The sequence below is a fragment of the Curtobacterium salicis genome (assembly GCF_011759505.1).
GTDB classification, from domain to species: Bacteria; Actinomycetota; Actinomycetes; order Actinomycetales; family Microbacteriaceae; genus Curtobacterium; species Curtobacterium salicis.
In genome coordinates this window covers 150154-169555 of record NZ_JAAOYO010000001.1, presented here as the reverse complement: position 1 = coordinate 169555, position 19402 = coordinate 150154, and the positions used below count along the sequence as shown (strand labels likewise).

The 19402-nt window shown below is 71.4% G+C and carries 17 protein-coding genes; 8 read left to right on the top strand and 9 right to left on the bottom strand.

The window, feature by feature from the left end; all coding sequences use genetic code 11:
• The first annotated feature begins 130 nt into the window (after positions 1–130).
• From E9228_RS00835 to E9228_RS00825, 3 genes are all read left to right on the top strand, one after another.
• Positions 131–1288: a sensor histidine kinase gene (locus E9228_RS00835; protein WP_166778744.1), complete on the top strand. Its 1158-nt coding sequence runs from the start codon at positions 131–133 to the stop codon at positions 1286–1288.
• A complete protein-coding gene (locus tag E9228_RS00830; protein ID WP_166778743.1) occupies positions 1285–2601 on the top strand; it encodes a cytochrome d ubiquinol oxidase subunit II in 1317 nt (438 codons plus the stop codon). Before E9228_RS00835 ends, E9228_RS00830 begins: the two co-directional genes overlap by 4 nt.
• Positions 2602–2744: 143 nt before the next feature.
• Positions 2745–3416 carry a response regulator transcription factor gene (locus E9228_RS00825; RefSeq protein WP_166778742.1) on the top strand — a complete coding sequence of 224 codons (672 nt, stop codon included), beginning with the start codon at positions 2745–2747 and terminating at the stop codon, positions 3414–3416.
• A gap of 241 nt (positions 3417–3657) precedes the next feature.
• Here E9228_RS00825 and E9228_RS00820 read toward each other — a convergent pair whose 3' ends face one another.
• The 4 genes from E9228_RS00820 to E9228_RS00805 all read right to left on the bottom strand — a co-directional run bounded on the left by E9228_RS00820 (position 3658) and on the right by E9228_RS00805 (position 7117).
• On the bottom strand, positions 3658–4926 hold the full coding sequence (locus tag E9228_RS00820; protein WP_166778741.1) for an MFS transporter: 1269 nt from the start codon (positions 4924–4926) through the stop codon (positions 3658–3660).
• 241 nt (positions 4927–5167) lie between these two features.
• A complete protein-coding gene (locus tag E9228_RS00815; RefSeq protein ID WP_166778740.1) occupies positions 5168–5368 on the bottom strand; it encodes a hypothetical protein in 201 nt (66 codons plus the stop codon).
• Positions 5369–5518: 150 nt separating this feature from the next.
• Entirely contained in the window at positions 5519–5827 is a 309-nt protein-coding gene (locus E9228_RS00810) for a thiamine-binding protein (protein ID WP_166778739.1), read from the bottom strand.
• Positions 5828–5851: 24 nt separating this feature from the next.
• A complete protein-coding gene (locus tag E9228_RS00805) occupies positions 5852–7117 on the bottom strand; it encodes a glycosyltransferase family 87 protein (RefSeq protein WP_252727769.1) in 1266 nt (421 codons plus the stop codon).
• Between the two features lie 67 nt (positions 7118–7184).
• On the opposite strand from E9228_RS00805, the gene E9228_RS00800 reads away from it, so the two are divergent.
• Positions 7185–7907: a YceI family protein gene (locus E9228_RS00800; RefSeq protein WP_341849717.1), complete on the top strand. Its 723-nt coding sequence runs from the start codon at positions 7185–7187 to the stop codon at positions 7905–7907.
• Positions 7908–8002: 95 nt separating this feature from the next.
• On the opposite strand, the gene E9228_RS00795 is transcribed toward E9228_RS00800, so the two are convergent.
• Positions 8003–8851 (bottom strand): ADP-dependent NAD(P)H-hydrate dehydratase, encoded by an 849-nt coding sequence (locus E9228_RS00795; RefSeq protein WP_166778737.1) that lies wholly within the window; start codon positions 8849–8851, stop codon positions 8003–8005.
• A gap of 24 nt (positions 8852–8875) precedes the next feature.
• Here E9228_RS00795 and E9228_RS00790 point away from each other — a divergent pair, with 24 nt between their 5' ends.
• The 3 genes from E9228_RS00790 (at position 8876) to E9228_RS00780 (ending at position 12073) form a co-directional block, all read left to right on the top strand.
• A complete protein-coding gene (locus E9228_RS00790; protein WP_166778736.1) occupies positions 8876–9496 on the top strand; it encodes an HAD family hydrolase in 621 nt (206 codons plus the stop codon).
• Between the two features lie 169 nt (positions 9497–9665).
• Positions 9666–11036, top strand: coding sequence for a hemolysin family protein (locus E9228_RS00785; protein ID WP_166779332.1), 1371 nt, complete (start codon positions 9666–9668; stop codon positions 11034–11036).
• On the top strand, positions 11033–12073 hold the full coding sequence (locus E9228_RS00780) for a hemolysin family protein (RefSeq protein ID WP_166778735.1): 1041 nt from the start codon (positions 11033–11035) through the stop codon (positions 12071–12073). The genes E9228_RS00785 and E9228_RS00780 overlap by 4 nt, the downstream gene beginning before the upstream one ends.
• A 147-nt stretch (positions 12074–12220) precedes the next feature.
• Here E9228_RS00780 and guaB1 read toward each other — a convergent pair whose 3' ends face one another.
• Positions 12221–13660 carry a GMP reductase gene (gene guaB1 / locus E9228_RS00775; RefSeq protein ID WP_166778734.1) on the bottom strand — a complete coding sequence of 480 codons (1440 nt, stop codon included), beginning with the start codon at positions 13658–13660 and terminating at the stop codon, positions 12221–12223.
• A 190-nt stretch (positions 13661–13850) separates the two neighbouring features.
• On the opposite strand from guaB1, the gene E9228_RS00770 reads away from it, so the two are divergent.
• Positions 13851–17648, top strand: coding sequence for a multifunctional oxoglutarate decarboxylase/oxoglutarate dehydrogenase thiamine pyrophosphate-binding subunit/dihydrolipoyllysine-residue succinyltransferase subunit (locus E9228_RS00770; protein ID WP_341849716.1), 3798 nt, complete (start codon positions 13851–13853; stop codon positions 17646–17648).
• Between the two features lie 90 nt (positions 17649–17738).
• Here E9228_RS00770 and E9228_RS00765 read toward each other — a convergent pair whose 3' ends face one another.
• The 3 genes from E9228_RS00765 to E9228_RS00755 form a co-directional block, all read right to left on the bottom strand.
• A complete protein-coding gene (locus E9228_RS00765; protein WP_166778733.1) occupies positions 17739–18176 on the bottom strand; it encodes a GNAT family N-acetyltransferase in 438 nt (145 codons plus the stop codon).
• Between the two features lie 85 nt (positions 18177–18261).
• Entirely contained in the window at positions 18262–18504 is a 243-nt protein-coding gene (locus E9228_RS00760; RefSeq protein ID WP_111077311.1) for a zf-HC2 domain-containing protein, read from the bottom strand.
• Positions 18501–19301 carry a sigma-70 family RNA polymerase sigma factor gene (locus tag E9228_RS00755; protein ID WP_166778732.1) on the bottom strand — a complete coding sequence of 267 codons (801 nt, stop codon included), beginning with the start codon at positions 19299–19301 and terminating at the stop codon, positions 18501–18503. The genes E9228_RS00760 and E9228_RS00755 overlap by 4 nt, the downstream gene beginning before the upstream one ends.
• Positions 19302–19402: the final 101 nt, after the last annotated feature.

The following is a 19402-nucleotide window of genomic DNA, read 5'->3' as shown; positions in this document are numbered from 1 at the left end:
CGACCCCCGCGCGCCGAACACCCCACTACGGGTGTCGCCCGTGGAATGATGCAGAGTGCACGGTCTCGACCAGTGCTCGGTTTCCCCAGACCTACCAGCTCTCCCGAACCAGGAACAGCCAGGACCAACGATGGAACTCCTCGCGCAGGAACGCGACCGCCTCCTCCGGTCGACGACGCGTGTCGTGGGCATCGTCTGCGCGCTCGTCAGCGTCGTGGGCGTGGCCACCTCGCTCGCCGTCCCCGTGCTGCCGCTCGTCGCCGGGTTCGCCTGCATCGCGGTGATGGTGGGGGCCCTCGTGGTCTTCGGCGTCAACGGGTCGACGTGGTGGACCGCCACGACGGTCGTCGCCGGACTCGCAGCCGTCGCGGTCCTCACCTCGGCCGTGGCCCCCGACGACCGCCGGGTCATCGCGAGTGCGCTCGTCCCGCTCGCCGGTGGCGGGCTCGCTTCGCTGCTCATGGCGCAGCGCGGCCACCGACTCGGTCTCGGCCTCGCCGCCGGCGCCGGAGTGGTCTCCCTCGCGCTGATGAGCTGGGCGAGCGGCTCCGTCCTCTCCGCCCCGGTCAGCGGCGTCCTGCTCGGCTGGGTCCTGATCGCCGTCATCGCCGTCTGGATCAGCCGGAGCATCCCCCGGGTCGCCCGCCGCATCTACAGCATCGGCACCGCCCACCGCGCCGAACGACAGGCCAGCGAGACCGAGGCGCAGCGACGCCAGGGCGCCCGGTTGCTCCACGACACCGTGCTCGCGACCCTCACCCTGCTCGCCCACTCCGGCGTCGGCGTCTCCGAGCACGCGATGCGCGAGCAGGCCGCCGAGGACGCCCGACTCCTCCGCCACCTCCGTCTCGGCGCCACCCCGCAGCCGCAGCAGTCCGGCGACTACTCGCTCACCCGCACCGAGGAGTCCCCGCTCGGCCAGACCCTCGAGTCCGTCAAGCAGCGCTTCGGTCGGATGGGCCTCGAGGTCGCCTGGCACGGCACCGGGCAGGTCCTGCTGCCGAAGCACGTCCTCGACGCGTTCCTGCTGGCGCTCGGCGAGTGCCTGGAGAACGTCCGACGCCACGCCGGCGTCCCGGAGGCGCACGTCACGATCGTCCACGACGAGGCGATGGTCCGTGCGATGGTCACCGACTCCGGCGTCGGCTTCGAACTCGACACCGTCAGCGCCGAACGGCTCGGCTTCAAGGAGAGCGTCGTGAACCGTCTCCGCGAGGTCGGCGGCGACGCCCGCCTGTTCTCGGCACCCGGTGCCGGCACCACCGTCGTCCTGGAGGCACCCCGATGAGCGGCGTCCCGGAGGACACCATCAGCCGCGGCCTCCCCGGCGAGCAGGGCGCACCCCGCACCCGCCGGGAGGCCCGTGAGCGGTACCGGGGCACCGAACGTCGACAGGCGCGCGGCCTCCCCTCCACCTCGACCGGCGCGCGCTCGCTCCGGCAGGCGGCCCAGCCCGGCGCCTCGCTCGGTGCCGGCCACCTCGGCCTCGGTGCGGCCGTGCTCACCGGACTCGAGGCGCTCGGCGGCATCGTCTTCTTCCTCGTGCACTGGGACGACTACACGAACCCGTGGATGACGGCCACCGCCTGGGCGCTGTTCGTCGTCGCCGCGAGTTGTGTCCTGGCCACCGTCCTCACCTACGGCGAGCGACTGACCGGCGTCGCGTTCGGGCTGATCTGCGTCGTGCTCGCCTGCATCGTGACGCTCGACTTCATCGGCATCTGGCCGGAGCACGACGTCGGCCACTTCGCCACCGCCTCGATGGCCGCCGGCTTCGCACTCCTGCCGATCACGACCCTCCGGCCTGCCCGGGAGGTCATCGCCGCGATCGTCGCCCTCGGCCTGGCGTTCGTCGTGTACGCCGCGGTGTCGACCCCGCTGACGACCGAGACCCTGCCCGGCATCGTCACCATGCTCGCGGTCACCGTCGTCCCGCCGTCCGTGGCGCTGTTCGTCGTGCACCGCTTCCGGCAGCTCGTCCAGCGCGAACTCGACCGGGTCCTGGTGCAGAGCAACGTCGGCGCCCCGCAGTTCGCCGTCGGGATGCTCGCCTCGGACGAACTCGCCCGCCTGGACCTGGCCGCCGAGAAGCTGCTCGACGCCGTCGCGAACGGCTCCGACCCGCTGCCGCTCTCCGACGCTTCGGCCTCGGTCGCCGCGTCCCTCGCCACCGAACTCCGCCTGCACCTCATCGAGGGCCGGCGTGAGACCTGGCTCTACCACGCGATCACCGAGTCCGACAACCTCGGACGCTCCGTCGCCGTGACCGACCCGAGCGCCCTGGCCGGACACCTCACCCCCGCCCAGCGCGACGGCCTGCTCCAGGCGCTCTGGCAGATGGTCGGCGACGGCCGCACCCAGCAGCCCGGTGTCCCCGTCGTCTCGGTCACCCTCGGCCCCGTCGGCAGCGACGGCCACCCGGTCACCGACGACACCATGGACGTCCCCGTCGTCATCGAGTCGCGCGGCGTCCCCCGCCGTCGCCTGGGCCCCGCCGCGTGGACGGCCCTGCAGCGCATCGGCCCGTACACCGACAGTGTCCGGGACGGCGTGCTGCACGTCACCGCGCACTGCGTCGTGAACCGGCACCCGCAGATGTGACGCACCACGAGCCTCCCGGCAGCGACGCCGACACGCACGCCGGTGCCGCTCCCGGACATCCTGGCCAGCCTCCCCGAACCGGACCGACGATCCTCCTAGGATCAGCAGGCCCGGGACGGACCCACCAGAAAGGACCCTCGCGCATGGCGACTCCAGCAGAACCGATCAGACTCGCTCTCGTCGACGACCACCGGATGCTGCTCAGCGCCCTGACCGAGTGGATCCGGGGCGCCGCGGACGACATCGCGATGGTCACCGCGGTCACCACCTGGCCGGAGCTGCTCACCAGCCCCGCCTTCCCCGTCGACGTCGTCCTGCTCGACCTGGACCTCAAGGACTCGATCCCGGTGTCGCTGAAGATCTCGACGCTGAAGACCGCGGGTGTGAAGACCGTCGTGATGAGCACCTACTCGGAGCCGAACGTGGTCCGTGAGGCCCTCGGTGCCGGCGCGCTCGGCTACCTCGTCAAGAGCGAGGACGCGGCCATGATCGTCGAGGCGATCCGGGCAGCGCAGCGCGGTGAGCAGTACGTGTCCGCCGAACTCGACCTGGCCATCAACAGCGGGGACGTCGGCGGCGTGCCGAAGCTCAGCGCGCAGGAGCGTCGCGTGATGGCGCTGTACGGCGGTGGCGAGCCCGTGAAGAGCGTCGCGTACCAGCTCGGCATCTCCGAGGAGACGGCGAAGAGCTACCTCAAGCGCATCCGCGAGAAGTACCGCGTCGCCGGGTTCGACGTCGGCACGAAGGTGGCGCTGCGGAAGCGGGCGATCACCGACGGGATCATCGTCCAGGACGGCTCCCCGCACGGGTTGTAGGGGCGTTCTGCGGGCGGGCTCCGCCGCGAGGTGCCGCAATTCGGGCATCTCGGGCGTCGAGATGCCGCGATTCGCGCATCGCAGCGAGGCGCGCACGGCGAGTCACGGCATCTCGCGGGGCGGTGCGACGCGACCACGGCCGGGTTCCGTCGCGGCCGGGTTCCGTCGCGGCCGGGTTCCGTCGCGGCCGGGTTCCGTCCCGGTCGGCCGGGAGGCTCGGGCTGCGTCCGGCGGGCGGGCCTCAGTGCGTCGACACCGGCTCGCGGATCGGGCCCGTGCTGGCCCCCGCGGTCCGAGCCGCCGCTGCGCGTCGGTTCGTCCGGTGCTCGACCGCGTAGCTGATCACCGCGACGACGACACCGAGCAGCGCCAGGCCGATGCCGAGCCAGCCGGGGGCGAGGAACCCGAAGCCGGCGGCGATGACCGCGCCGCCGAGTGCCGCGCCGAGCGAGTTGCCGAGGTTGAACGCGGAGTGGTTGAGCGCTGCGGCGATCGTCCGGGCGTCACCGGCGACGTCCATCAGGCGGGACTGCACGGCCGGCGGGATCGCGGACGAGGTCGCCCCGAGCAGGAACGCCCCGACGAACAGCCCGACGACGTACTGCGCCGTGAGGACGGTGACCAGGAGCGCCCCGACCAGGGCGAAGAGCCCGACGAAGATCGTGGCCTTCACGCTGTGGTCGGCCAGGAACCCGCCGAGCAGCCCACCGACGACCATGCCGAGCCCGACGACGACGAGGACCAGCGGCACCGAGGACTCCGACAGCCCGGTGACGTTCTGCACGAGCGGCGAGATGTACGAGTAGACGGCGAAGAACCCACCGAAGCCCACCGCGCCGAGGCTCATCACGATCCAGACCTGCGGCACCGTGAAGGCGCGCAGTTCACGTCCGATGGTCGCGTGCACGTCACGGCCGCTGCGCGGGACGAAGAACGAGACGGCGACCAGCGTCAGCGCGAACAGCGCGGCCACGACCGCGTAGGCGATCCGCCAGCTGGCGACCTGCCCGATCCAGGTCACGGCCGGGACGCCCACGACGTTCGCGACGGACAGGCCGAGGAGCACGAGGGCGATGCCCTTGCCGCGCTTGCCCGGGCCCATGATGTCGCCGGCGACGATGGAGGCGATCCCGAAGTAGGCGCCGTGCGGCAGACCGGCGACGAAGCGGGCGACCAGGACCAGGCCGAACGAGGGCAGCACCGCGCTGGCGACCGTCGCGACGACGAACCCGACGAGCAGCACCATGAGCAGGCCCTTGCGCGGGAACTTGGCGGACATCGCGGCGATCGTCGGTGCCCCCACGACGACGCCGAGCGCGTACGCGCTGACGAGCCAGCCGGCGTGGGCGACTCCGCCGTCCGGGTCGGCGGCGTACTGGCCGGGCAGGAGGGCCTCGGCGATGTTCGGCAGGAGGCCCATCGCGACGAACTCGGTGGTGCCGATGGCGAAGCCACCCAGCGCGAGGGCGAGGATGGCGAGCGTGCGGCGTGCCGGCGTAAGCTGGGACATGGGACCTGTTCTCGTGCCGGAGCACGGTGTGGGTACGAGCACGGTGGGTACGAGCACGGGCAGTACGGGTGCCGGATCAGTGTAGACCGCTCCAACACAGCGGTGGAAGGGGTTGAGCCGAATCGATTCGACACCGTTGTGGACCGCACAGCCGACAGGACCACGAACGCGGCCGTGCCGACCGGGATTCCCGATCGGCACGGCCGCGTCCATGGGGAGCAGGCGCTGGGTCACCCCACGCTCACGCTGCCTGCTGCTCCGTCATCTGCTCCGGACGCTGCACCGTCGTTCCGGGCGTGGTCCGCGCCTCCGGCAGTTCGTCGCGGTGCACCCACCCGGTGCCGCACTCGTCGCAGCTCGCCCAGGCGTGCTGCCCGTCGTCGGAGACGTCGATCACGACCGAGGGGAGGTCGCAGTCCGGGCACCAACCGTCGTGCATCATGAGCGGGCTCCTTCCGTCACGGGTGCCGGTGCTCGTGCACCGGCTGATGGACCCAGCACACACCCGACCGCCGACATCGCAGGAACGTCGGCGGCGTGTCGTGCCCGGACCCAGCAGTCGACCGGGAAGGCCGACCGGACCGGGGTCGGCTCAGTCCTCGAGCGCCGCTTCGAGCCGCTCGAGCTTGCCGTCGAGCTCCCCCGTGTGCCCCGGTCGGATGTCGGCCTTGAGCACGAGCGACACCCGCGTCCCGAACGGCGCGACGGCTTCGGTCGCGGCCTTGACCACGGCGAAGACCTCGTCCCACTCCCCCTCGAGCTCGGTGAACATCGACGAGGTGCGGTTCGGCAGGCCGGACTCACGGACGACCCGCACGGCTGCGGCGACGGCGTCGTGGACGGAGCCGTCCTCGGCTGCGGCAGGGCCGCCGGACGGGGCGATGGAGAAGGCGACGATCATGCCTCCATCCTGCCCCGCTGCACGTCACCGCGTGACGGGGTCCGCGTGCGTCGGGTCGGGGGTCCGACGGGAGGCCCGTGGTTCGATCCCCTGCCGCCACATCCGGACCAGCACGACGACGGCCCAGACGAGCACCGCGACCTCGAGGGCGTTCCGCAGCGACAGGACGACGAGGATCCACGGCTGCACGGCGAGCACCTGGTCGTAGTAGTCCGGGTAGACGAGCTGCGTGAGGAAGGCCGTCGGCAGCATCGCGGCGGCGACCGGCAGGAACCGCCAGGCACTCCCCCGTCCGGCGACGAGCCCCCAGACGACGGGCACGGCGAACCATCCGACGTACTGCGGTGACCCGACCTTGTTCGTCGCGATGAGCGCTGCGACGAACAGCAGCGCCAGGACCGGGGCGACCTGGGTGCGGCGGGTGCCAGTCCGGACGGCGAGCAGGGCGAGGACGACGCCGACGACCACGACGGCCGCCATCAGCGGGGTGGAGAGCGCGGCGGCGACGGTGGTGCCGGCGCCGGAGACCTCGAAGGTCAGGATCTCGGTGTCGTAGAAGACCGCTGCGCCGGGCACGTGCGCGGCGGCGGCCCAGAGGAACGGCGTGGCGAGCGGTGACTCGATCTGCAGCCCTCGGCCGGTCTGCTCGCCGATGAACGAGAGCAGGTGCGCGGCGCCGCCGAACAGCACGTCGACCAGGACGACGAGCCCGGTGACGGTGAGGGCTCCGGCGACGACCTCGACGCGGCGCCCGCGACGGAGGACGAACAGCACACCGACCAGAGCCGCCGGCCAGACCTTGACCCAGGCGGCGACGGTGAACACGGCCGAGGCGATGCCCGGCCGTGCGGCGACGAAGGCCACCCCGACCAGGGCGACCGCGGTGGCGACGGTGTCGATCCGGCCGAGGCCGATCGGTCCGAGGGCCAGCAGGAACACCAGCCACCACCAGACGACCCGGACGCCGAACGCGCGGAAGCGCCAGAGCACCGTGGCCGCGACGGCGTTGAGCACCACCATGAGCAGCAGCCATCCGGTGCCGATCGACGCGGTGCCACCGAGGGCTGCGGCGGCCATCGGGACGATCGCGAGGATCGGGTACACCCACGGCGAGTCGATGCCGACCCAGAAGTGCGACGACTGCCCGGATTCGATCCACCGTCGGTAGGTGATGGTGACGTCGCCGATCGGCTGGTTCGGCACGACGAGCGACAGGTACCAGAGCACCAGGTGCACCGCGACGAACGCCACCCCGAAGACGACGATCTCGGGCCACGGGTTCCTGCGCACCGGACGAGCGTACCGACCGGTCGCCGATCCTCAGCCGATCCCGAGAGTGACGTGTCACCGTCCTCGGGTGACCTCCACGCCGAACCGCCCGTCCCCCCGCCCTCGACGTCGCCTCGTCATCGTGCTCGTCGTCCTCGTGGTCGTCGCGGTGGTCGCGGTGGTCGCCGTCGCGATCGGCACGCGCGCGTACACGTCGAACGAGAACGCGAAGGCCTCGGCGACCCCCACGGTCGCCGCCAGCCGCGCCCCGTCGACGCTCGACGACACGGACCTCTCCGGCACCTGGGCGGTCGGCGACGGGTCCGAGGTCGGATACCGCGTCCACGAGGTCCTCAACGGCTCCGACGTCACGGTCACCGGCCGCACCTCCGAGGTCACCGGCTCCGCCACCGTCGACGGCACCACGATCAGCGCCGCGACCATCACCGTGCAGGTCGGGGACATCGCGACCGACTCCGCGCAGCGCGACTCGTACTTCCGCGACTCGGCGCTCGACACGCAGGCGTTCCCCACGGCGACGTTCACGCTGACGGAGCCGGTCACGGACGCCGTGCCGTCGGGCAGCGGCACGACGACGGTGCGGGCTCCCGGCACCCTCCAGTTGCACGGCGTCACGAAGCCGGTGACCGCGACGCTGCAGGTCGGTCTGAGCGGGAACGGTGTCGACGTGTCCGGCACGGTCCCGATCACGTTCTCGGACTACTCGGTGCAGGCCCCGAACCTGGGGTTCGTCAAGGTCGACGACGCCGGGTCGGTCGAGTTCCTCGTGCACGCCACGCCGTCGTCCTGACCGGCGTCCGGGCGGGTCGCGGCGCGACCGGCTGACGGACGGGAGGCACGGCACGGGCCCGCCCCGCGCCTCCCGTCCGACAGACGCCCGCTCCGTCAGTCCGCCGCCGCGTCCCCCCGGACCGCGAGGTCCCGCACCACACCGGGCAGCTGCTCGATGAGCGCCGTCATCGGGAACGGCCCGCCCTGCGAGGCCCGACGCGCCGCGACCCCGTGCACGACCGCCGCGGCCGCTGCCAGGTGGGCCAGGTCCTCCGGTCCGACCGCCGAGGTGCCGGCCCGGGCCGCGACGAGCGCTCCGAGCACCCCACCGAGGACGTCCCCGGCACCCGCTGCGGCGAGCCAGGGCGTGGCCGACGACGCGACCAGCCGCACGCCGCCGTCGGGCGTGACGACGTGCGTGTCGGCGCCCTTGAGCAGCACGACGCTCCCGGTCCGCTCGGCGGCGCGCAGGGCCGAACCGCGCGGGTCGCCCTCGACCTCGTCGCGCGACACACCGAGGAGCGACGCGAGTTCCCCGGCGTGCGGGGTGAGCACCGCGAGCGGCCCGAGGTCGACGAGCGGGATCGCCCCCGCGTCGACGACGACCGGCACCCCGTCATCGGAGGCGTGCGTGAAGCCCGCGCGGGTGGTCTCGTCGAGGTCGTCGAGGGACCCCGCGGAGATCCCCGACCCGACGAGCCACGCCTGCACACGGCCGACCCCGGCGACGATCTCGGGGCGCCTGGCGAGCACGAAGTCGGTCGCGCGGTCCGGCCCGACGTATCGGACCATGCCGAGTCCGGTGTGGACGGCGGCGTCGACACCCATCACCGCGGCGCCCGGGTACTGCGCGGACCCGGTCGCGATGCCGAGGACCCCGCGTCGGTACTTCGAGGTGTCGCCGGTCGGGACGGTGATCCAGCGGGCGGCGTCGGCGGGTCGGACGGAGACGAAGTCGTTCATCGTGCCCACGGTACGGTGACGGGCATGAGCCTGTCCCTGCCTGGTCGTGTCGTCGTCTTCGACTACGGCGAGGTGATCAGCCGGACGCCGTACGCCGCCCGGGCCGCACTGCTCGAAGCGACCGGGCTCGACGCCGACACGCTGTTCCCGGTGTACCAGGAGCTCCGACACGACCTGGACCGTGGCGACCTGACGGTGCTCGAGTACTGGCGTGCGATCGCCGAGCGGACCGGCCGGTCCTGGTCGGTGACCGAGATCCACCGCCTGTGGGCGCTCGACTTCACCGGCTGGTTCGAGGTCGACCCCGAGGTCCTGGCCCTCGTCGAGGAGCTCCACGACGGCGGCACCCGGCTGGCGCTGCTCTCGAACGCGGGCTTCGACTTCGGCGACCCGTACCGCCGCTCCCCCATGGGCTCGCTGTTCGAGACGGTCGTCGTGAGCGCGGAGGAGCACGTGCTCAAGCCCGACGCGTCGATCTACCACGAGACCTGCGCGCGGCTCGGCATCGATCCGAGCGCGATGGTGTTCGTCGACAACCGGGCGGAGAACGCGGTCGGTGCGGACGCCGTCGGTGCGGTGGGCGTGCACTTCACGTCGGCGGCCGGTCTCCGCCGGTCGCTCGAGGAGCTCGCGACCGCCGTCTGACGGGAGGCACGGGGCGGCTCCTGATGTCCTCTCGCTTCCTCCGAGGGAGCGCCCGGTACGATCGACGCATTGTGGACGACCCTCCTAGTGCTGACCATCACATGCCCGCCGCTCACACAGTGAGCTGCCCGACTCCGAGGTGCGCCTCGTGAGCCCCGTCGACATCGTCATGCTGATCGGCGGCATCCTGCTGACGCTCGGCACCGGCGTCTTCGTGGCCTCCGAGTTCGCGCTCGTCAACCTCGACCGCGCCGACGTCGAGGCCCGCCGAGACCGCGGTGAGACCGGCCTCGGCCCCGTCATCGGCGCGCTCAAGGTCACCTCGACGCACCTGTCCAGCGCCCAGCTCGGCATCACGCTGACGACGCTGCTCACCGGTTACCTGCTCGAGCCGTCGATCGCGAAGCTCCTCGAGGCGCCGTTCCTCGCGATGAACCTGGCCGAGGGCGTCGTCGAGACCGTCGGCTCGATCGTGGCGCTCGTCATCGCGACCCTGCTGTCGATGATCCTCGGTGAACTCGTGCCGAAGAACTTCGCGCTCGCGCTGCCGCTGCAGACCGCGCGTCTGGTGGTGCCGCTGCAGGTCGGGTTCACCACCGTGTTCAAGCCCGCCGTCGCCCTGCTCAACGGCACCGCGAACGCCGTCCTCCGCGCGATCGGCATCGAGCCGCAGGAGGAGCTCTCCGGTGCGCGCAGTGCCGAGGAGCTCACCTCGCTGCTCCGTCGGTCCGCGTCCGAGGGCTCCCTCGAACAGGACACCGCAACGCTGCTCGAACGCACGCTGTCCTTCTCCGAGCTGAACGCCAGCGACGTGATGACCCCGCGCCCGCGCCTGTCGACGATCCGCGTGTCCGACAGCGCCGAGGCGGTCATCGCCCTCGCCCGCCGGACCGGCTTCAGCCGCTTCCCCGTCATCGAGGAGGACGCGGACGACGTCGTCGGGATCGTCCACGTCAAGCAGGCCGTCTCGGTGCCGCGCGAGAAGCGCCCCGAGGTGCCGGTCGGCGCCCTGATGACCGACGCCGAGCGCGTCCCGGAGACCATGCCCGGCGACACCCTGCTCACCGAGGTCCGCGGTCGCGGCTACCAGATGGTCATCGTCGTCGACGAGTACGGCGGGACCGCCGGCGTCGTCACGCTCGAGGACCTGGTCGAGGAGATCGTCGGCGAGGTGTCCGACGAGCACGACCGGGCACGCATCGACGTCGTCCGCAGCCGCGGGTGGCTGACCTTCCCGGGGCTGCTGCGCCCCGACGAGCTGGAGGACCGCGCGAGCGTCACCGTCCCCGAGGACGGTCCCTACGAGACCGTCGGCGGGTTCCTCATGCAGGAGCTCGGCCGCCTGCCCGCGGTGGGTGACGAGGTCGCGATCGACTCCGGCGTCTTCCGCATCGAGCGGCTGGACGGCCGCCGCATCGACCGGATCCGGTACACGCCGAACCCGGTCGGCGAGGACACCCTCGGCAGCAGCGCCCGGAGCGGCAGCGGCAAGCGCACCGCCACGAGCACCACCGCGACGGACCAGGAGACCACCCGATGAGTTCCGACTGGTGGGGCATCTTCTGGCTCTTCGTGCTGCTCGGCGGCAACGCGTTCTTCGTCGCCGCGGAGTTCGCCGTCATCTCTGCCCGACGCTCGCAGATCGAACCGCGTGCCGAGGAGGGCTCCCGTGCCGCGCAGATGACGCTGTGGGCGATGGAGCACGCCACCCGGATGCTCGCGACCACGCAGCTCGGCATCACGGTCTGCTCGCTGCTCATCCTCAACGTCTCCGAGCCGGCGATCCACCACCTGCTCGAGGTCCCGCTGCACCTCACCGGCTGGAGCGCCGAGGTGATCGGCATCGTGGCGTTCGTCTTCACGCTGCTGCTCGTGTCGTTCCTGCACGTGGTGTTCGGCGAGATGGTCCCGAAGAACATCTCGTTCTCGATGCCGGACCGGGCAGCGCTGCTGCTCGTGCCGACGCTCTGGTACATCGGCCACGGCCTGCACTGGGTCGTCGTCGGGCTCAACGAGGTCGCGAACGCGGTGCTGCGCCTGTTCAAGGTGGAGCCGAAGGACGAGGCAGTCAGCGCGTACACCGTCGAGGAGGTCCAGACGATCGTCGAGCAGTCCCGACGCGAGGGCACCCTGGCCGACGACTCGGGCACGCTCCGGATGGCGTTCGAGTTCACCGAGAAGAAGGTGAAGGACGTCGCCGTCCCGATGTCCGGGCTCGTCACCCTGCACGAGGACGCGACACCCGCCGAGGTCGAGCGGGCCGTCGCCCAGCGCGGGTTCTCGCGCTACGTCCTGGTCGACGACGCGGGTGACCCGACCGGCTACGTGCACGTCAAGGACGTCATCGACCTGCGGCCGGACGAGTTCGACGACCCGGTGCCGCCGAAGCGCATCCGCCAGCTCATCTCGCTCTACACGGAGATGGACCTGGAGGACGCACTCGCGACGATGCGTGGGGCCGGACGCCACGTGGCGCGGGCCTTCGACGCGGATGGTCGCACGACGGGCGTCCTGTTCCTCGAGGACATCCTCGAGGAGCTCATCGGCACCGTCGAGGACGCCACCCGACGCCGGTAGACGCACCGGTCAGACAGACGGGAGGCGCGGTGCCAGCTGGCACGGAGCCTCCCGTCTACAGCCCGCAAAACGCAACCCCGGCGCCTTGCCGCAACGCTATAGCGCTGCGCGGTGACGCCGACGTTGCGTTTTGCGGGGGGTTGGGGGCTACCAGCTGACGGGGAGGGGCTTGCCCTCCTCGTAACCCGCGGCGGACTGGATGCCGACCAGGGCACGGTCGGCGAACTCGGTCAGCGACTGCGCACCGGCGTACGTGGCGGAGCTGCGGAGGCCCGTCGTGATCATGTCGAGCAGGTCCTCGACGCTCGGACGCTCCGGGTCCAGGTAGATCGTCGAGGACGAGATCCCCTCGGCGAAGAGCGCCTTGCGGGCCCGCTCGTACGGGTCGAGCCGCTCGAAGCGCTCCCGCACCGCCTTGGCGGACGCCATCCCCCAGCTCTCCTTGTAGGCGCGGCCGGCGTCGTCGCGGCGGAGGACTCCGGGAGCCTCGAGCGTGCCGGCGAACCACGAGCCGATCATCACGGCCGACGCACCCGCGGCCAGGGCGAGCGCGACGTCGCGCGGGTAGCGGACGCCGCCGTCGGCCCAGACGTGCGCACCCAGCGACCGTGCGGCCGCGGCGGTCTCGAGGACGGCGGAGAACTGCGGACGCCCGACGGCGGTCATCATGCGGGTCGTGCACATCGCGCCCGGCCCGACGCCGACCTTGATGATCGACGCCCCCGCGGCGACCAGGTGGGCGACGGCGTCGGCGGTGACGACGTTGCCGGCGACGAGCGGGATGCCGAGGTCGAGCGCGGACACCGCACGGAGCGCGCGGATCATGCCCTCCTGGTGGCCGTGTGCGGTGTCGAGGACCAGGACGTCGACCCCGGCGTCGGCGAGTGCGGCGGCCTTCGCGGCGACGTCGCCGTTGATGCCGACGGCGGCGGCGACCCGCAGGCGGCCCGAGGCGTCGACGGCGGGTCGGTAGATGTCGGAGCGGATGGCGCTGGTCGGGCTGACGGTGCCGACGACCTTGCCGTGCCGCATCACCGGAGCGAAGTCCACACCCGCCGCGGTGAGCACGTCGTACACGTGACGGGAGGACCCGGCTTCCTCGGCGTCGATCGCGGTCGTCGCGCCGTGCAGCAGGTCCCCGAGGACCGCATCGGCCCCGGCGGTCGCGAGCCGGGTCGCGGGGACGCAGCCCAGGTACTCCCCCGCCTCGTCACGGACGACGATGCCGCGACCCTCGACGGGCAGCAGCTGACCGAGCGCCTCGGCGACGGTGGCGTCGGCGCCCATGTCGATCGCCGAGTCGAAGTCGACGGGCTGCGCCTTCACCCAGCGGATCGCCGCGTCGAGGTCCTGCAGGTGCATGTCCTGCGGCAGCACCCCGAGACCGCCCCGTCGTGCGAGGGTCGCAGCGAGCCGCGGACCCGTCACCGAGTTCATGTTGGCGCTGACGATCGGGATCGTCGCACCGGTGCCGTCGTTCGTGGCCAGGTCCACGTCGAAGCGGCTCGTCACGCTCGACCGGCTGGGGACGAGGAAGACGTCGGAGTAGGTCAGGTCGTGGGTCGGCCGCGTCTCGTAGAACCTCATGACGGCCACTGTACGGCGGCGTGCGGAGGGCCGCCGGGGAGCGGCACGCGGACCCGGCCGGGAGGCTCGACTCACCCGCCGTCTCCCACCTCACGGCCACGGATGAGCGGCTAGGGTTGACGGCGTGCGGGACAGGGTTGCCCTGCACGACACACACGAGCATCAATCGACGGAGAGTGGGCGATCGGCTGTGTCGAGCCATCTGACCGGAACTGACGAGACCGCGGGCGAATTCGGCGCGAACGAGTGGCTGGTGGACGAGCTCTACGAGCAGTACCTCGCCGACAAGAGCAGCGTCGACGAGTCCTGGTGGCCGGTCCTCGAGAGCTACCACCGGACCCAGCCGAGCAGCACGGACGCCGCGGCCGGCACGGATGCCCCCGCCGACTCCACGACCCCCTCCCCCGCCCAGGCCGCCGCCGCCGAGGACGCCCCCGCGGAGCAGCCCGCCGCCGTCGCCGGCCCGTCGTCCACGCAGCAGCCCGCCACCGGAGAGACGAAGGCGCCGCTCCAGGCCCGCACCACCTCCCGGCAGCCGTCGCCGCAGCCGATCCCGGCCGAGGCCAACGACGCCGCCGACGAGCACGAAGAGACCCACGAGGACGTCGCCACCCCGCTCCGGGGCATGGCGAAGACCCTGGCGTCGAACATGGACGCCTCGCTCACCGTCCCGACCGCCACGAGCGTCCGGACGATCCCGGCGAAGCTGATGATCGACAACCGGATCGTCATCAACAACCACCTGCGCCGGGCCCGCGGCGGGAAGATCTCCTTCACGCACCTCATCGGCTGGGCCATGGTCCAGACGCTCAAGGACTTCCCGAGCCAGAACGTCTCCTACGAGGAGCGCGACGGCAAGCCCTTCGTCATCACCCCGGCGCACGTCAACCTCGGCATCGCGATCGACGTCCCGAAGAAGGACGGCACGCGCTCCCTGCTCGTCCCGAGCATCAAGCGCGCCGAGACCCTGACGTTCGGGCAGTTCCTCTCCGTCTACGAGGACGTCGTCAAGCGTGCCCGCGACGGCAAGCTGACCCCGTCGGACTTCCAGGGCACGACGATCTCCCTGACGAACCCGGGCGGCATCGGCACCGTGCACTCGGTCCCGCGCCTCACCAAGGGCCAGGGCTGCATCATCGGCGCGGGTGCCCTCGAGTACCCGGCGCAGTTCCAGGGCTCGGCGCCGAAGACCCTCGTCGAGCTCGGCGTCGGCAAGACCATCACGCTGACGAGCACCTACGACCACCGGGTCATCCAGGGCGCCGGGTCGGGCGAGTTCCTCAAGCAGGTGCACGAGCGGCTGATCGGCCAGCACGGCTTCTACGACGACATCTTCGCCGCGCTCCGGATCCCGTACAAGCCGATCCAGTGGGCGAACGACATCAACGTCGACCTGGCACACCGGGTCAACAAGACCGCACGCGTGCAGGAGCTCATCAACAGCTACCGCGTCCGCGGGCACCTGATGGCCGACATCGACCCGCTCGAGTACCGGCAGCGCACGCACCCCGACCTCGAGATCGAGCGCCACGGGCTGACGTTCTGGGACCTCGACCGGGAGTTCGTGACCGGCGGCCTCGCCGGGACGACGACCGCGCCGCTCCGTGACGTGCTCGGCATCCTCCGTGACGCCTACTGCCGCACCGTCGGCATCGAGTACATGCACATCCAGGACCCGGAGCAGCGCCGCTGGGTGCAGGAGCACATCGAGGTCCCCTACTCGAAGCCGTCGAAGGACGAGCAGCTGCGGGTCCTCGGCAAGCTCAACGAGGCCGAGGCGTTCGAGACCTTCCTGCAGACCAAGTACGTCGGGCAGAAGCGCTTCTCGCTCGAGGGCGGCGAGTCGACCATCGCGTTCCTCGACACGCTCATCCAGCACGCCTCGGTCGCCGGACTCGACGAGGTCGCGATCGGCATGGCCCACCGCGGTCGTCTCAACGTCCTGACGAACATCGCCGGCAAGACGTACGGCCAGATCTTCCGGGAGTTCGAGGGCACCCAGCTCCCCGGCACCGTGTCCGGGCAGGGCTCCGGCGACGTCAAGTACCACGTGGGCACCGAGGGCGTGTTCCGCGCCTCCGACGGTTCGCGCATCCCGGTGACGATCGCGGCGAACCCGTCGCACCTCGAAGCCGTCGACGGCGTGCTCGAGGGCATCGTCCGCGCCAAGCAGGACCGGAAGCCCGCCGGCACGTTCGGCACGCTGCCGGTGCTCGTGCACGGCGACGCCGCGATGGCGGGCCAGGGCGTCGTCGTCGAGACCCTGCAGATGTCGCAGCTGCGCGGCTACCGCACCGGTGGCACCGTGCACCTGGTCATCAACAACCAGGTCGGCTTCACCACGCCGCCGGAGTCCGCTCGGACGTCGGTGTACTCCACGGACGTCGCGAAGACGATCCAGGCGCCGGTCTTCCACGTCAACGGCGACGACCCGGAGGCCGTGGCCCGCGTGGCCGACCTGGCGTTCGCGTACCGCGAGGAGTTCCACCGCGACGTCGTCATCGACCTCGTCTGCTACCGCCGACGTGGGCACAACGAGGGCGACGACCCCTCGATGACGCAGCCGCTGATGTACAACCTCATCGAGGCGAAGCGCTCCGTCCGCACCCTGTACACCGAGGCCCTCGTCGGCCGCGGCGACATCACCCAGCAGGAGTACGACGACGCGCACCGCGACTTCCAGGACCGCCTGGAGCGCGCGTTCGCCGAGACGCACGAGGCGCAGACCGGCACGATGCCGACCGTCCCGGTGGACGACTCGGGTGCCGTGAACGGCCTCGAGCGTCCCACCGCCCAGCGCGACGACTCCGAGATCGAGGTGCACGACACCGCGATCTCGCAGGAGCTCGTCGAGCTCATCGGCGACGCGCACGGCAACCCACCGTCGGGCTTCTCGATCCACCCGAAGCTGCAGCAGCTCCTCACCAAGCGTCGCGAGATGACCCGCGCCGGTGGGGTCGACTGGGCGATGGCCGAACTCATGGCGATCGGCTCGGTCCTGGTCGAGGGCAAGCCCGTCCGCCTCGCCGGTCAGGACGCCCGTCGCGGGACGTTCGTGCAGCGCCAGGCGGTGTTCCACGACCGGACCAACGGCCAGGAGTGGCTGCCGCTCGCGAACCTCACCGAGGACCAGGCACGCTTCTTCATCTACGACTCGCTGCTCAGCGAGTACGCGGCGATGGCGTTCGAGTACGGCTACTCGGTCGAGCGTCCGGAAGCCCTCGTGCTCTGGGAAGCGCAGTTCGGCGACTTCGCCAACGGTGCCCAGACCGTGATCGACGAGTTCATCTCGGCGGCCGAGCAGAAGTGGGGCCAGCGCTCCGGCCTGGTGCTCCTGCTCCCCCACGGCTACGAGGGTCAGGGACCGGACCACTCCTCGGGCCGCATCGAGCGGTACCTGCAGCTCTGCGCGCAGGACAACATGGTGGTCGCCCGGCCGTCGACCCCCGCGTCGTACTTCCACCTGCTCCGCCGTCAGGCGTGGGCGAAGCCGCAGAAGCCGCTCATCGTGTTCTCGCCGAAGGCGATGCTCCGCCTGCGCCAGGCGACGAGCGCGGTCGACGACTTCACGACCGGCACCTTCCAGGAGGTCCTGGACGACGACCGTCTGGCCGCGCAGGGCGTCGACAAGGGGTCGGTGCGCCGGGTCGTGCTGCACTCGGGCAAGATCCACCACGACCTGCGGACCGAGGCGGACAAGCGCGGCATCTCCGACGTGGCCCTCGTCCGGCTCGAGCAGCTCGCCCCGCTGCCGCTCGACCGGATCCTCGAGGTCCTGGCGAGCTACCCGGAGGCCGAGGTCGTCTTCGCGCAGGAGGAACCGGAGAACCAGGGCGCCTGGCCGTTCGTCTGCATGAACCTCTCGCCCCACCTGGACGGTCGACCGCTGTCCGTCTCGTCACGGTCGGCGAGTGCGGCACCGGCGACCGGTTCCTCGAAGCGCAGTGCGCAGGAGGCCGCCGACGTCATCGACCGGGCGTTGCGGTAGCAGCAAAACACCGGTGTTCGTCGGTCACACCGCACTCTGCGTGTGTGTTTCCGACGAACACCGGTGTTTTTCGTTGCGGGCGACTGCTCGCTAGACCAACCTGGTGTAGCGGACGCCGGCCTCGTGGTAGCCGCGTCGCTGGTAGAACCGGTGTGCGTTGTCGGTCGCCGCAGCGCTGACCGCGGACAGACGCCGGGCGCCCTGTTCAGCCGCCCATGTCTCGAAGGTGTCGAGCAGCGCGGATCCGGTGCCGTGCCTCCTGACCGTCGGGTCGACGACGAGCAGCAGCAGCTGCGCGGTCGGCTCGTCCCCGGCGTAGGTCCACGTGACCTGCGCGCCGGCGACGGCGATCGGTCGACCGTCGTCCCCGCGGACCACCCAGGTGCGGTGTCCGGCCTCGGCGGTGAGCCGGTCGAGTCGGGCCTGCATCGCGGCTGGTTCCACCTGGTGGCCGAGGAGGCGCACCAGGTCGGTCACCGCGGCGACGTCGGGTTCGGTCCAGGTGCTGATCGGCTCGGCGTCGGTCATGTCCGCACCCTACCCGCTCAGCGTCCCGTCACCGCTGGTGTGACGAGACGGGGTCGGGACCGGACGGCGTCGGGACCGGACGGCGTCAGTGGGTCGACTGCACCGCGCGGAGTCGGGCGAGGACCTCGTCGCGGAGCTGCTCCGGCGCGGACTCGCGGCAGGCGCGCTTGACCGTCTCCATGAGCACCACGCCGACACGGTGCTCGGTGAGGCAGTCCTCGCAGCCGTCCATGTGCTCGCGGATGTCCGCGGCGTCCTCGTGTCGCAGCTCGTCGTGGAGGAACTCCTCGAGTTCCGCCTTCGCCTTCGAGCAGTCGCACCCGCTCATCGTGCGTCCTTCCGGGTCGTGCGGGTGCCGGCCGTCGTGGCCGCCCGCGTGCTTGCACCTCGGCCTCGTCCGCGCATCGTCGCCGTCGACGCTGCGTCCGGGACGACGCCGGTCTCTCGTGCGTGGTCAGCCAGCAGTCCGCGGAGGAGCCGGCGTCCACGGTGGAGGCGGCTCATGACCGTCCCCACGGGGGTCTTCATGATGTCGGCGATCTCCTGGTAGGAGAACCCTTCGACATCGGCGAAGTAGACGGCCATCCGGAAGTCCTCCGGGATGGCCTGCAGCGCGTCCTTCACGGCGGAGGACGGCAGGTGGTCGATGGCGTCGGCCTCGGCGGATCGCGCCGAGATCGACTGCGTCACGCTCTCCGCGCCGCCCAGCTGCCAGTCCTCGAGCTCGTCGATCGTGCCCTGGTACGGGTTCCGCTGGTTCTTGCGGTACGTGTTGATGAACGTGTTCGTGAGGATCCGGTACAGCCACGCCTTGAGGTTCGTGCCCTGCCGGAACTGTCGGAAGGCGGCGAACGCCTTCACGAAGGTCTCCTGCACCAGGTCGGACGCGTCGGCCGGGTTCCGGGTCATCCGCATGGCGGCGCCGTACAGCTGGTCCATGAACGGCAGCGCCTGGTCCTCGAACAGGCGTCGCAGCTCGTGTTCGGACACGGTCTTCGCGTCGACGGGCTCGGGCTCTGCGTCGGAGTCGAGTCCGGCGAGGTCCTCGTCCTCGACGGCGTCGAGCTGCGCCTCGGTCTCGTCGACCAGGTCGTCCGGTGCGTGCTGCGGTTCGTCGGTCGTCATCGCCCGCCAGTCTAGGCGGACGGTGGTGTCCGGGCTCTGTGGCTCGACGAGCGTGGTGACGGCCCGAGGCAGCAGCGCTGTGTCGGCCGTTCGTGACGGTG

Excerpts from the sequence above, each read along its gene's own strand:
- E9228_RS00835 (WP_166778744.1), top strand. The coding sequence starts at position 131 with ATGGAACTCCTCGCGCAGGAACGCGACCGCCTCCTCCGGTCGACGACG.
- E9228_RS00830 (WP_166778743.1), top strand. The coding sequence starts at position 1,285 with ATGAGCGGCGTCCCGGAGGACACCATCAGCCGCGGCCTCCCCGGCGAG.
- E9228_RS00825 (WP_166778742.1), top strand. The coding sequence starts at position 2,745 with ATGGCGACTCCAGCAGAACCGATCAGACTCGCTCTCGTCGACGACCAC.
- E9228_RS00820 (WP_166778741.1), bottom strand. The coding sequence starts at position 4,926 with ATGTCCCAGCTTACGCCGGCACGCCGCACGCTCGCCATCCTCGCCCTC.
- E9228_RS00815 (WP_166778740.1), bottom strand. The coding sequence starts at position 5,368 with ATGATGCACGACGGTTGGTGCCCGGACTGCGACCTCCCCTCGGTCGTG.
- E9228_RS00810 (WP_166778739.1), bottom strand. The coding sequence starts at position 5,827 with ATGATCGTCGCCTTCTCCATCGCCCCGTCCGGCGGCCCTGCCGCAGCC.
- E9228_RS00795 (WP_166778737.1), bottom strand. The coding sequence starts at position 8,851 with ATGAACGACTTCGTCTCCGTCCGACCCGCCGACGCCGCCCGCTGGATC.
- E9228_RS00790 (WP_166778736.1), top strand. The coding sequence starts at position 8,876 with ATGAGCCTGTCCCTGCCTGGTCGTGTCGTCGTCTTCGACTACGGCGAG.
- E9228_RS00785 (WP_166779332.1), top strand. The coding sequence starts at position 9,666 with ATGCTGATCGGCGGCATCCTGCTGACGCTCGGCACCGGCGTCTTCGTG.
- E9228_RS00780 (WP_166778735.1), top strand. The coding sequence starts at position 11,033 with ATGAGTTCCGACTGGTGGGGCATCTTCTGGCTCTTCGTGCTGCTCGGC.
- guaB1 (WP_166778734.1), bottom strand. The coding sequence starts at position 13,660 with ATGAGGTTCTACGAGACGCGGCCGACCCACGACCTGACCTACTCCGAC.
- E9228_RS00765 (WP_166778733.1), bottom strand. The coding sequence starts at position 18,176 with ATGACCGACGCCGAGCCGATCAGCACCTGGACCGAACCCGACGTCGCC.
- E9228_RS00760 (WP_111077311.1), bottom strand. The coding sequence starts at position 18,504 with ATGAGCGGGTGCGACTGCTCGAAGGCGAAGGCGGAACTCGAGGAGTTC.
- E9228_RS00755 (WP_166778732.1), bottom strand. The coding sequence starts at position 19,301 with ATGACGACCGACGAACCGCAGCACGCACCGGACGACCTGGTCGACGAG.